The following is a 13,054-nucleotide window of genomic DNA, read 5'->3' on the forward strand; positions in this document are numbered from 1 at the left end:
AAAAGTCGAATACTACCGTGCTGCCGTAATGTCGCTTTCAAAAAGATTATCTTTACCCGTGAACGAAGGAGTTCACTTAATTGTTCGCACTACAAACGCAGTATGATATGGAAAGAAAATCGCAAGTAGTCTATACAAATTCTGGTGAAGAAATGTTATTTCAGTATGACATCAAAGATAAAGATGCGCAAAGTTTCGTCATCACAGACATCGACAAGGCGGGAGAGAACATGCCAGATATCCGCGTCTCGAGACCCGACGATGCAGAACATCCAAGTTTTATATCGCACGACGAAGAGCGGCCAATAGCGATCGTTGATGAAGACAGTCCATTAATGAAGTTCTGTCGCCTAGTTTTAGCAGATGAATTGGGAGAATGATAAATCGATTGTGATGCAAGAAGAGATTTATGGGAGTAAAGTCAGAAAGTAATGATCAACATGCAGGAATTATAATATTCTTTCTATTTTTGCCTAAATCGAGTAGAAAAAGAAGATATGCCTGTCAAAATCCCTGATAATTTACCGGCCATAGAGCTTTTAAAAAAGGAGAATATTTTTGTGATGACCGACCTGCGCGCCAACGCCCAGGATATTCGTGCCATGCGCATGCTGATTCTCAACTTGATGCCGTTGAAAATATCGACTGAGACTGACTTTGTGCGCTTGCTATCCAATACGCCATTGCAAGTAGAAGTCGAGTTTTTGCGCTTGGAAACCCATACGCCGAAAAATACGCCGCAGGAGCATTTAGAGGCATTTTATAAAGGGTTTCGCGATATTCAGGATAACTTCTACGATGGCATGATCATAACGGGCGCACCAGTGGAGATGATGAAATTCGAAGAGGTCAGCTACTGGAACGAAATTACACAGATTTTTGACTGGGCCAAGACGCATGTCACCTCGACCCTTTATATCTGTTGGGCCTCGCAGGCTGCGCTCTACCACTTTCATGGTGTCAAGAAGGTGCCTTTGGACGATAAGCTTTTTGGCGTATTTAAACACCACGCAACAGATAAGAAAAACCCATTGTTCCGTGGGTTTGACGACGAGTTCTATATTCCACACAGTCGGCACACTACCATTTTGAAGGAGAATCTTTTAACAAACGATGCACTTACTATACTTTCCGAATCAGAAGAAGCAGGTATTGCGATCTTATCTTCACGTGGTGGAAGAGAGTTTTATCTGACAGGCCATTCGGAATATGCCCCCCTTACTCTACACGACGAATATACAAGAGATCTAGAAAAGGGTTTGGATATCGATGTTCCGCACCATTATTACGCGGATAATAATCCAAAAAATGCGCCGATTGTACGCTGGACAGGACATGCGAATCTGCTTTTCAACAATTGGCTCAACTATTTTGTATATCAGGAAACACCTTTTGATTTGAATGAAGTGCCACTTTTGGGAGATATCAAAAACAACAGTTGATAACCTTTTTTAGCCTGCTAGGCCCAACGTTGTGCTCTTGTATTGTTTGTCGCTTTATGGCTTTCATATCGTCGCCGGGACATTTTCTGACTCGTACAAATCTTTTGCCCAAAATTTGATTATCTACTCGTGCTGCAAACTGAAATCGTCTTGGTGTCGCTAGTTTCCTGCTGATTGCCTTCATCTGCAAAAGCCCTAAAGAGAAATTCACTTTTATTTTCCTAAAGTTGTAACAAACGGCTCTCAACCTCGACATATACGTTCGATTGTGAATTATATAAATTGAATGTTTACCCTATGATGAGACATATTGTCTTCCTGCTATTATGCATGCTGAGTTTCTCGCTGCAGGCCCAAACCAAGCTTTCGGGAAAAGTAACCGATGTTAACGATAACCAAAAGTTAGCAAACGCAACGCTTATGTTGATTACGTCGAAAGATTCTATTCTTGTGGACTTTACTTATACGGATGCGTCTGGAAATTTCTCGATGAATCAACCCAATACCGGATCTTATTTATTGATTGCCAGCTATCCCAAATATGGCGACTTCTATACGGAGATCCTTTCTCAAAAACGATATGATGATTTCGCTATCGGCCTAACCAACACAGCACAGCTGCTGGAAGAAGTCGTGGTTACGGGGCGTATACCTATTAAGATCATTGGCGATACCACCGAGTACGATGCGGGAAGCTTTACCGTGGAGAAGAATGCAAAGGTGGAAGATTTGCTGAAGGTTCTCCCTGGAATTACCGTTGATGCTGCTGGAAATATTACGGCACAAGGAAAAACGGTGAAACGCGTACTGGTGGATGGGGAAGAGTTTTTCGGTGACGATCCAACGTTGGTTACGCGCAATATACGTTCGGATATGGTAGATAAAGTGCAGGTGTATGAAAAGAAATCGGAACAGTCTGAGCGTACCGGTGTCGATGATGGGCAACGCGAACAGACAATCAATGTCAAGCTAAAAGAAGATGCCAAGAATGGCCTTTTTGGGAAGGCGCTATTGGGCGGTGGAACGGACGACTTTTACATGGGGCAGTTGATGATAAATAAATTTAAGGGCAGTCAGAAGATTTCCGCCTACAGCCTGTTCGGCAATAATGCGACGACAAGCCTTGGTCGGGAAGATGCAGAGAAGTTTGGTGGGGATAGCGGTGTTAGTTATGGCGACGACGGTAGCACGTGGTTCACCAATGTACAGGATCCATTTTCTGGACAGGGGGTCATCGGTGTACCCAATGCCATCAATACGGGCGTTACCTTCGCAGACCGCTTCAAGGAAGATAAGCATAAAGTGAACATAAATTATAAATATGGCCGTATCGCAAGCGACGGACAGGAGGAGACAACTACCAATGGTATAATTAACAACTACACCCTCAAAGATGTAGACACGAAAAATGATCAACATCGAGTGAACCTGAAGTATGACTTGAATCTAGACTCGTTGAATAGCCTGACGATTGCCGGAAATGCTACGAAGAAGAACCTTCGCACAACGAATGTCATAAATTCTCGCCAATTTAATCAAGACCTTGCCCCAACGGTGGAAAACTCAAGTACCGAACTCAATGAGTCTGATCTGTCGTCTTTCTTGTTAAATGCCTTGTACACACACAAGTTTATGAAAAAGGGGCGTTCATTGACATTCAATGGACAGGTAAGCCGGGATGAGAGCCAAGGCGGGGGCAGTTTATACAGCGATGTCAATTATTTGTCTCAAAACACAAGAACAATCACCGATCAAGTTAAAAACAGATTGCAAACGTCGGAGAATCAACGGGCTTCCTTGACCTATACCGAACCATTGTCCAAAGCATTTAACCTATCGTTAGGAGGAGGGATAGAGCGGAATAAAAATGCCTCTTTGGTCGAGTCTTTTAATAAATCCGCTTCCGGAGCTTACGACGAGCTAGACCTTAAGTTTAGTAATAATTACGATTTTGATCGCTTGAGCAGCAACTATAAGGTCGCGTTGAACTATACTACAGAGAAGTTCCGCGCAAATCTAAGCAACAGCTTGAATAACGATCGGCTGAATCAGTATAACAATTATTCCAATGAAGAATTGTCCCGGACATTTTTTACCTACAATCCATCCCTGAACGGAAGTTTCTCCTTCACGAAAAGCAAAGTGCTATGGTTCAATTACAGCGGACGTAACCAGCTGCCGTCGTTAAGTCAGATTCAACCGATCCTGGACAATAGCGATCCGCTAAACCAATATATAGGTAATGAAAATTTAAGCCCTTCATTTAGCAATTCCATCAATTTGGGATACAACACATTTAAGCTTTTGACGGGAAGCTACTTCTATGTGGGCGGAAACGTAACCTTTCAAAAGGATCCCATTACGCAGAATATTGCTGTTCGGGATACGATCAATATCTATGAATGGAGTAATGTCAACGGGAAGACGAATACGAATGCCAGTGCTTGGCTAGGTCATTACTTTAAGCTCAATAAAGATTTGGGCTTGGCCAACTCCCCACAATTGTCTATCGGGTTAACGGAAAACTACAATTTTGTAAATAGTGAGCTGAACAAAGTTAACAGCACGAACTATACTTTCACCTACAATGTCATCCGTGATACCAAGACCGGGCTTAATTTCAATGTGAATTTAAGTCCGCAGTATCGTCTTATGAAATCCAGCTTGCAACCCGATATCAATAGCAATGGATTTGTGTTGGGTTCGGACGGCAGTGTGGAGTATTTCATTACGAAAACTTTCAAGGTTTACACCAATTACAATTATCTTTATGAAGCACCTACGCAGGCGTTCGATCAAAAGTTCGAGCAATTTTTGGTACACCCGGGCGTGAGCAAAAAATTCTTGAAGAACGAGTCTTTGGTCGTGGATTTTATGATCAATGACGTCTTGAACCAAAACCGCGGTTTCAGTCGCTCGGCTGTTAATTCGGTCTTCACACAGCGACGTTTCGATACCATCCGTCGTTATTACATGCTGAAGGTATCTTGGGATTTTGCTAAAATGTTTGTTAAATAACGAGTCATGATGAAACTTAAAAAATATTTACTCCTCTTTTTCCTGTCGTTGGGCATACATGTCGCGCAGGCTCAGTATACGATGTTCGCCAAATCGGGAACCGTTACCTATGATAAGACCATGTACATGAAAAATATCGTGTCCAAACAGTTCATCGACAAAGCGGACGATCGTTCCCGAGGTCAATTCCAGAGTATGTTACCTAAAATTCCGCAGCAGGTAGTCTTGAAAAAGACACTGAAATTTAATGATACGGAAACATTATTCGAACCCCAAAAGGTAGATCTGGACCAGATGACGCAGCAACTAATTATGATGTTCGCGCTAGATTTCGACGCGGTTACTTTATCCAATTTAAAAACAAAAGATTATAAACGGTACAACGACTTGATGGGAGAGAAGGTTATTATCCAAGATACAATTAAAAAAGTAAAATGGCGTATCACCGACGAATACCGGGAGATTGCGGGTTACAGTTGTCGAAGGGCAAATGGTATAACACCCGATTCCGTTTATGTGGTGGCCTACTACAGTACAGAAATGCCGGTAAGCGGGGGGCCGGAGTCAATCAGTGGTTTGCCTGGGCTTATTCTTGGTTTGGTAGTGCCGAGTCAACACGTTTCGTATTTTGCGAGTAAAGTAGAGCTGTCTTCCGATGTTGTTCTTGATAAGAAAGTATTCGATGCAAAAAAAGCGAAAGTGATGTCTCGGGAACAGATGGTGAGTCAGTTTTCCAGTACCTTGAAAGATTGGTTGAATAAAGAGACTGTTGACTATATCATGAAGCTAGGTACGCTCTAAGGCTGGCGGATAGCAAGTAGCTTGAGCCTGCTTTATCCCTACGGAGGCGCGCTAGACATCGACACACCGTCTAGCGTGCCTTTTTTATGTTTCCCGCCTAAACCTTAACGCCGTATGCGTGATCTAATTATTAAAGAATCGCCATGAACAAAATTGCTTTCTTCTTCCCATTTCTATTGATGAGTTTGTCAGTATTAGCTCAACATCGAGAAATAGATACAGATATTTTTGGTAACCTGAATTATCGCGCTGCGGATGGCCGTTACAGCGCTAATCTGCAAAATAATATCTTCGATGATCTGATTTATACGGACAACAGGAACAATACAGTGACATTTGAAAAAAAATATATCATGCGCGAACTCGCTGGACTGCTCCGGGACAAAAAACAACGGCTTGATCTTTTTATAGATCTGATCCGTCAAAATCGAAGGATGGACGGCTATGTGGCCAAATACCGGATAGACATTTTTGATCACGTGATAATCGAAGATAATAATGGCTATAAATTTGAGCGGGGCGAAGACATTTTTGGTCACCAGCATATTCATGAACAAGGGAATGGCATGGAAATACGTGTCCGCAAAAGCCTGAATGGTACGCTCCAGTTCAGCAGCGGTGCGAAGCAGGCATCTGTTCGAAATGAAGGAGTCGATAAGCGGCGCTATGAAGATAGTATGGGTAATGACATAGCGTTTGGCGGGAAAACGTGGGCGAGACTGGTGGAGCGTTATGGCTCGGAGGAGCAGGTTTTCGTTTGGTTGCTTGGTCACTTTTTCGAGAACTTGTAGGTGTCTGAAAACAAGGCCAAACATAAAACAAAGAGACCTGCAGGGCTGCAGGCTCTTTGACTAAACTAAACATTGAAACAAATACCCAGCTCTATGGGTATGTCGTAACAACTTTACTGACCTTCCAACCGTCATCGGTTCGATTTAGCGTAACATAGTCTACGCGGGTAAAGTTGCTGAATTGCATCGTGGCTTTAGCTATACATGCTTGCCGCGTCTCATCCAAAATATCGTATGTTGTTGTGCAATCATATTTAACGCCTTCGTTGGCTTTTAAATGCTTGCTATATTCCTTTTTATTGCACTTGTTGTTATTCGCTGAGTTCCGGTATTCAAAATCATCAGCAAAAAGAAATTGATTCAGGTCTGTTGATCCTAAGGTGATGGCTTCCAGATAGGTGCTGATAATATGAACTGATCCATGTACCTTCAGCGGATTGGTCGGGCCTCCAGATGCGAAACTATGCTGTGTGCCACACAATAGTACAGCGGTTAAAAAAGTAGCGACTTTTATGGTCATGGTCATAGGGTTTTTTCTGTGTTTATGTTTTGTAAACGTCATCTTATCAAACATCTTCCCACAATTGTCCTACAACATCACGTCCTGATTTGATAAAACAAAAATACTTTCGGTATGGAATTTTTTATATATGATTTAGATCAACAGGGTACTTTTCTCGGTAAACACAGCAAATCGGTCGGTAAATGTTTTATTGAAATTCAATCGATTGTCTTGAAATGTTCTATTTCGTACATGGCTTGTTGTAGCTGCACGTAGGTAGCATTTGCGGCTTGCTCTTGCAAGATAACTAGGTGCGGTGAATTACCATGCAGCCTGGACAACCTTCTTTTAAGCAGTGTCATCATGATCAGAGGCACAGCATAAAGGAGTAAAAGTATATGAGTCAGCTAACAAGCGAAATAGTCTGGTTACCATTTCGCTTGCGGTTTATGCCCTTAGGACAGTTTGATAGGTTCTCGCTTACCTGAAGCACATGATCTATAGATAGCCTCAATAATTTGCAGATCTTGCAATGCCGTCAAACCATCTACCGGCAGGGTAGGTGTGTTATTGTCGAAAATAATAGCGGCCATCTCATCCATTTGTGTACGTTGATGTACGGTATGTGGTTTCCCTAGATCTCCTTGGTGTGTTCGGCCTTTAATAGGTCCATAACCTGTGGATGGCCACATTTCTGCAAAACCTTTTTCACCGGTCAGAAAAAAGCGGTCTAAATGGCTGATATTATAGGAGGACAGACAGGAGGCCACAGCTCCACTGGGGAAACCTAGCTCGAATTGGATCGTCTCGTCTACCCCTTCCTTGAATTTTACTGGATCAGTCTTCGTTTCCTGCGCCGACACCCATACAGGATCCTCTCCCAGCATATAACGAGCTCCGTTAATCGCATAAATGCCGATGTCCATAAGCGACCCGCCACCTGCAAGTGCCTTATTTAGTCGCCATTGCTTGGGATCTCCAGCAACAAATCCACATTGACCCTGAAAAAACTTTAGCCGCCCAAAAGCTCCTGCATTTCGTAAGCGCACAACCTCCAGCGTGTTTGGCTCAAATCGCATTCTATAGCCCACCAGCAATTTGACACCTGCATTGTTGCAGGCGTCCAGCATTTCCTGGCCCTCTTTAGCAGAGATGGCTAGTGGTTTCTCGCAGATTACATGCTTTCCGGCTCGTGCAGAACGTATCACTTGGTCGTGGTGAAGGGCGTTTGGCGTGATGACATAAATAGCATCAATATCGGGGTTGTCTTTTATCGCATCAAAATTGTCGTAGTTATAGCGGCTCGATTCAGGGATATTATACTTCTGACCCCATTTGACTAATTTTTCTGGGGTGCCACTTATAAGCCCGGCCACTTTTGCCCTTTCGCACTGCTGCATAGCTTCCGCGACCCGTTCTGCATAACCGCCTAGCCCCATAAGGGCGACCCTTAAAATTTTTTTATTATTTGTAGTCCTTGCAGGGATTTCAAGGTTTGGCAGGGCAGACGTCCAACGGCTTAAAGCCGGAAATGCTGCGGTCGCGAATGTCAGCGACTGGATAAATTGTCGACGGGATTTTTTCATAAGAAGATGTTTAGTAAATAAACAATATATAGGCCTGTTGGTTTTCACTAAGGAAAGAAGTTAAAGCAAAAGGCCCGTATGTGTACGAGCCTTTTGCCTTGTTTTTACAGCGTGCTTGGACCTCTATGTCGAATGGGATCGTTATGTTGTCTTGTCGATTCGCTCGCTGGCTCAGGCACTGGAGGAATATAGTCTAACCCGCCGCTACCTTGCTCGGACTGTTCCTCCTGTTTTTTTTCTTTTTCTAATTTTTCATTCTCCGTATTTAATACGTTTTTGTTTTTCTCGTCGATTTTTTTTTCTTGACCGTCCATAATAAAAAAGTTTATATTTAACACCATGCATAGCGACTATGCGTTACTTACTATATAAACAACATTTGTAAATTATTTTCGTTTTAATTATTTTAAAATTCTTTATTATCTTGTGAGGGCTAGTGCTGCTGCCTTGTGCTTTGTGGATTGTGGTAAAACTTTCGTGTATATAGTTTTATGGTGTTGGTTACAGTTTATTTTTTTATTTCATCATCTGTTTGAATGTTTTTCTTTGTGCAGAGATGTCGAAAGCTACTGGTTTAGCATTCTTAAAGTAGATCGAACTATGAAATCGTGTTAAGCATATAGCAACACGGCCTGCTTTAGAGCTGCGCTATCGCGCGAAATTTGTCGCGTTTGCATCGGCCGCTGTCCATGAGACTTTACTTAAAAACGGAACCCCCCACTACCGGGCGGCGTGAGGGGTTACCAAACCAATTATTAACCTATCCGTAGTTTAGCAATATGTATGCCAAATTCTATGCTTTATAAACTAAAATGCATAAATATGCATTATTTGTGCTTGCTGTATGATTTTTAATGCAGTCTTTTACTGGTTAGACCCCTAATTCTACCGAATCGCAAGCTGGTGTGTAGCTGTTTTTCATGGGCTGTCATCTAAGGTTCGCATTGGCAGATATACACGCATGAAAGTTACTATATGAGTATAGAAAAACGGACAGCAGATGTTGAGAGACATCAGATACGATAACGTAAGCATATACAATTCCAAACGGCCTGCCCGAAGTGGCGGTTGTTATCGGGATCTTCCAATATATCCCATTGACCGTATTCGTTTCGGCGTAAAGTTTTAGGTATACCATCCATTAAAATTTTAATCTCTTTACTTTCTTTCGTAATATCTGCTTTCAGCAAACGGATTATGAAATCGGTATTATCGATGTGGATACGAAAACGTATTCCCTTATACGGATCATTAACGAGGTGCTGGAATTCCATTTTAATTTACAGTAGAGGTAATTTAAATTTTTACACGATCATGGTTGCGGCCCGCCAGTAGGCTGGATGTCTTAGCATCCGGTAGGAATACGATTGAGGGGGCTATTTAGTTTTTAAAATTTACAATAAACGTGTTTCTGGATAATTATTTCGAGCTAATCGGGATGCCATCAACCGCAAGCGTTTTGCAAATGAAAGAAAATGCAACGCTTCCAGGCTTGCCATTATATCCGTAGGAAGATACTTGGTCCGTGAATCCACTAAGTCGGGCGTCAGAAAATTGTATATGTTTTACTTTGGATTGGTTATAAGCATCGGTTACGATGATAGATCCCGAAAATACTGACGTATGCGTCGCCAAAATTTCCATAACTGCGGTGCTAATGCTGCTGGCATCTGCGCTGAGATAGATATCATGCGGCAGCTGGGGCGCGGTATTGCTTCCCTGTATCTCCGCAGATTTTTTTTGCATGCTGTCTACGGAATTATAGGTATCCTGTCTGGAGAAGCTAATCGATGAAGAGTTTAGCAGCGTCTTTGCGGTCTTGCCAGCAGCGCTTATGCTAAGCTCTATCTTGAAGCGTTGCTCGTCATTTTGGGCGAATGTCCTTAAGCTTACGGACAAAAAAAGAGCCATGAAACAAATGGGCAGTAGGGTTTTGTAAATAGGCTTTATCATCGAGATTTGGGTTTTAAATAACTAATAACTACTTTCAAAAGGCATGCCAACCATTAGTTGAAATTTTCAAAACGAAAAAATTGAAATACCTGTTCTATAAGGAAAGACGGATTGGAAAAATGTCCGTAATGATTTAGCAGGCTATGCTGAAGGCAAGGCAGTGGTTGTGTATAACCAGTTTTTTTTATTAGCAAGAGAAATAAAGTTATGGAGCTCATTAAGCGATTGGATAAGTATAATTTGCATTATGGATTTTTGGAAGATTCGGATGATTTCAGTTTTGAAGTGCATCCTGAGCGCGTCATTATCCGAAATGATGCGTTACGGGCAAACGATAGGACACTTTATGAAGGATATTTGAAACAGAAATTTCCTGATCGTGCACAGGAAGCGTTGGATTCCTATGATGCGACTGCCGCAAATCTTTTGCAGCTCACGAAGACGGAAGCCCTTTCCTTATTCCAGCAGCACGCTGTAAATCTATTGTGTAGCGATATATCCATGACAGAACAAGATGCCATCTTCAGCACGTTGATCGTGCCCGATGAGCGGTTGTACTTAGCAGACGAGAATCCAAAAGAAAAGCTTATTCACAACAAGGTTCTTCCTGAGCAAGTGCTAGATAGACCCTATATTTGGGTTGATACCAGCACGTTGTCGGAGGTTTGGATTCCTTAAGTCATTAGGGCTATGCCTGCAGATAATTATAGTTTGTTCGTGATGAACAGTAGCAGGTTGGGAGGTTTGGTCTTTAAAACCCGATGGGCGCTCCGTGTCCGTTATTTAGCTATATGAGAGCGCCTGTGCTAGCTGCTTTTGCTCGTTCTCACCTAGGGGCAAAGTTTGTTGTATCACCGCGATGATCTGGTGTTTTTTGTCCGTTTGCAAAAGCAGGTCGATAAAACCTAGGTATGCTCGTAGATAGTCAGCTTTCATGCCTGCAAACACTCTAGGTTCTGCAATACAAAGTATCTTTAATATCGTCAATATGTCGGTTTTTCTAGCCTGATCCTGTTCGCTAGCGCTATATTTAGGAAGCACATTTTTGCCAGCTAGGTTCAAAATCATCTCCTCTGCGACATGGTGCTGTACAAATTTCTGTTGCTTGCGCTCCAAAAAAATCCGAAGATCCCCCATCAGTTTTTTAAACACGATGTGTTGTTGGACAGTGCTGAAAAGATTGTGTTTCTGGCTGTTGGCCACAGATTCCTGCTCGAAATGGTTGAAAAATGAAGATTCGATATAAACGCTGTGATGGAATTGGATAGCATTATTGTTAAAACTGGTCAACTCTTTTGCGACTTCCATCTTGTGGCTATTCAGAAAATAGTAGTAGTAGCGATCGCCTATGTTTGACCACCATCCTATAAATTTTATCTGAAATTCGTAGGTATTCTGCGTTTCGTCGGATATGACCCAGTTCACCATTTCTTCTTCACGGATTAACTGTGCATAGCTAATCGGCTCACCGTTTAATGTGATTTGGAAGCCCTGCTGGGTATTTAAAAATAAAAACCATCCAAATTCCTGAGCAAGGAAATCCAAAAAGTCCGCCGCGGATAAATGCTGTTCTGTCAACCCAAATATACCTTCCAACAATACAGTAGTGCCCGTTGCAGCAGGGGATGCGTCTACGATAAAAGAGTCTTCAAAGCGCTCCTTTTGATCTCTATCGATAATGATTTCGTATGCGCGAAGCTGTTGGTCTGCAGTACGATATCTCGTTTTCCAAGTGGCGCGTGTCGAAAAAACGGAAAAAGAAAACCTTCCCTTTCCCTTGCGTCCGCGGGTGTACGAACTCCTTTTCAAAGAGTTTCGTTTCATAGAATCCAAGAAATTGCCAAAAGATTGTTGCAATGTTTCATGCTGGATGCCCTCGCCATCGTCCGTAAAACTAATGCAATGCACGTAGCCCAGCGCATTGCTTTCGTACCGGATATCCACGCGGCTGGCTTTCGCATCAAAACCATTCCAAATATATTCGGCAATAGCATTTTTGTAGTCTTTGGGTAGTCCTGCTGATTCTATGCTTGCGTTCGTAATGTTGGTATTGTTCTTCATTGGTCTCGACGTATAGCCACGAAGTTAGCGAAATACTTTATGTTAGCGAGTATATCTCGAAAATCTACGAGAATTTGTAGCACATGGTTTTGGTTGATTTATCACGCTGGTGTCAACGCGTTAGCGTGCTTTGCGGACTCCGAGGTTAGCATTGTGGTGTCTCCTTTCTGCATGTCGCCCTTTGTTTTTCTAGGATGCGCATCAAGGTTTCATAAGCCATTACATACCACCCCTCAAAAAAAGGCTAAAGCGTAAGCGTTGCCCATTACCCCGCAGGCTTGCAAGCAAGTTACTGCAGGGTAGGCAACCGCTACGTTACAGCTCTTTATCCTCGAACAATTTTGCGTCACGAGTATTTTTTTGGACAGCAATAGCCGAGAATATACTGAGGCAGAATGCTAGCGCATAAAAGCCTTTCTCACTCAGCAGAAGATCGGCATTCCAAAGTCCAACGGTGAGCAAAATCATGGCTGCAATTGTCGCAAACCAACTCAAGCCATAGTAAAGATCGGTCACTGCTAATCCCTCAGCCCTGTCTCGTACACTTTTTTGCACGGATATGACGGCAAATAGACCGAATAATAATATAGTGAAATAGTATCCCTTTTCATTGAGCTCCATGGTAGCGTTCCATAAGCCAATGCAATAGCCAACTGTTCCTGTTAGTAAGGCAAACCAAGATGCACCGATAAATGCTGCTGTTGGTTTAAACGGATTTCTTGCCTTGTCGTCTTGTTTCACGATAGGCGACTGTTCTTCTTTTTTTTGTTGTAGCGGTTCCATATTTTTTTGTTTAATGATTAATATGAAAGCAAATGTAGGCGGGAAAGGTGGATTGCAAAACTCAATAAATACAAAATACTGACGATATTATAGATGGATAGTGTACCTTTATACAGC

The 13,054-nt window shown here is 42.4% G+C and carries 13 protein-coding genes; 6 read left to right on the forward strand and 7 right to left on the reverse strand.

Annotated elements, in window-relative coordinates:
* The first annotated feature begins 107 nt into the window (after positions 1–107).
* The 5 genes from IE165_RS17985 to IE165_RS18005 all read left to right on the forward strand — a co-directional run bounded on the left by IE165_RS17985 (position 108) and on the right by IE165_RS18005 (position 6,052).
* Complete coding sequence (locus tag IE165_RS17985; RefSeq protein ID WP_189628044.1) at positions 108–380, forward strand: hypothetical protein; 273 nt, start codon at positions 108–110, stop codon at positions 378–380.
* Between the two features lie 117 nt (positions 381–497).
* Positions 498–1,442, forward strand: a complete 945-nt coding sequence (gene metA / locus IE165_RS17990) for a homoserine O-acetyltransferase MetA (protein WP_189628045.1) — start codon at positions 498–500, stop codon at positions 1,440–1,442.
* A 297-nt stretch (positions 1,443–1,739) separates the two neighbouring features.
* Positions 1,740–4,460, forward strand: a complete 2,721-nt coding sequence (locus IE165_RS17995; RefSeq protein WP_229826643.1) for an outer membrane beta-barrel protein — start codon at positions 1,740–1,742, stop codon at positions 4,458–4,460.
* Between the two features lie 6 nt (positions 4,461–4,466).
* The gene (locus tag IE165_RS18000; protein ID WP_229826644.1) at positions 4,467–5,261 is read left to right on the forward strand and encodes a GLPGLI family protein; all 795 of its coding nucleotides are present in this window, start codon (positions 4,467–4,469) and stop codon (positions 5,259–5,261) included.
* A 143-nt stretch (positions 5,262–5,404) separates the two neighbouring features.
* On the forward strand, positions 5,405–6,052 hold the full coding sequence (locus IE165_RS18005; protein ID WP_189628046.1) for a type 2 periplasmic-binding domain-containing protein: 648 nt from the start codon (positions 5,405–5,407) through the stop codon (positions 6,050–6,052).
* Between the two features lie 91 nt (positions 6,053–6,143).
* Here the strand turns inward: IE165_RS18005 and IE165_RS18010 are convergent, their stop codons facing one another.
* The 5 genes from IE165_RS18010 to IE165_RS18030 form a co-directional block, all read right to left on the reverse strand.
* A complete protein-coding gene (locus IE165_RS18010; RefSeq protein WP_189628047.1) occupies positions 6,144–6,572 on the reverse strand; it encodes a nuclear transport factor 2 family protein in 429 nt (142 codons plus the stop codon).
* Between the two features lie 437 nt (positions 6,573–7,009).
* Complete coding sequence (locus tag IE165_RS18015) at positions 7,010–8,140, reverse strand: Gfo/Idh/MocA family protein (RefSeq protein WP_189628048.1); 1,131 nt, start codon at positions 8,138–8,140, stop codon at positions 7,010–7,012.
* Positions 8,141–8,244: 104 nt separating this feature from the next.
* Positions 8,245–8,454, reverse strand: coding sequence for a hypothetical protein (locus IE165_RS18020; protein ID WP_189628049.1), 210 nt, complete (start codon positions 8,452–8,454; stop codon positions 8,245–8,247).
* A 699-nt stretch (positions 8,455–9,153) separates the two neighbouring features.
* Positions 9,154–9,414: a hypothetical protein gene (locus IE165_RS18025; protein WP_189628050.1), complete on the reverse strand. Its 261-nt coding sequence runs from the start codon at positions 9,412–9,414 to the stop codon at positions 9,154–9,156.
* Between the two features lie 145 nt (positions 9,415–9,559).
* The gene (locus IE165_RS18030; RefSeq protein ID WP_189628051.1) at positions 9,560–10,093 is read right to left on the reverse strand and encodes a hypothetical protein; all 534 of its coding nucleotides are present in this window, start codon (positions 10,091–10,093) and stop codon (positions 9,560–9,562) included.
* Positions 10,094–10,300: 207 nt separating this feature from the next.
* Between IE165_RS18030 and IE165_RS18035 the strand changes: the two genes are divergently transcribed.
* Positions 10,301–10,771, forward strand: coding sequence for a hypothetical protein (locus IE165_RS18035; protein WP_189628052.1), 471 nt, complete (start codon positions 10,301–10,303; stop codon positions 10,769–10,771).
* A gap of 105 nt (positions 10,772–10,876) precedes the next feature.
* On the opposite strand, the gene IE165_RS18040 is transcribed toward IE165_RS18035, so the two are convergent.
* Positions 10,877–12,154: an ATP-binding protein gene (locus IE165_RS18040; protein ID WP_189628053.1), complete on the reverse strand. Its 1,278-nt coding sequence runs from the start codon at positions 12,152–12,154 to the stop codon at positions 10,877–10,879.
* 315 nt (positions 12,155–12,469) lie between these two features.
* Entirely contained in the window at positions 12,470–12,937 is a 468-nt protein-coding gene (yiaA, locus tag IE165_RS18045) for an inner membrane protein YiaA (protein WP_189628054.1), read from the reverse strand.
* Positions 12,938–13,054: the final 117 nt, after the last annotated feature.

It is taken from the genome of Sphingobacterium griseoflavum (assembly GCF_014653155.1).
Classification (GTDB): Bacteria; Bacteroidota; Bacteroidia; order Sphingobacteriales; family Sphingobacteriaceae; genus Sphingobacterium; species Sphingobacterium griseoflavum.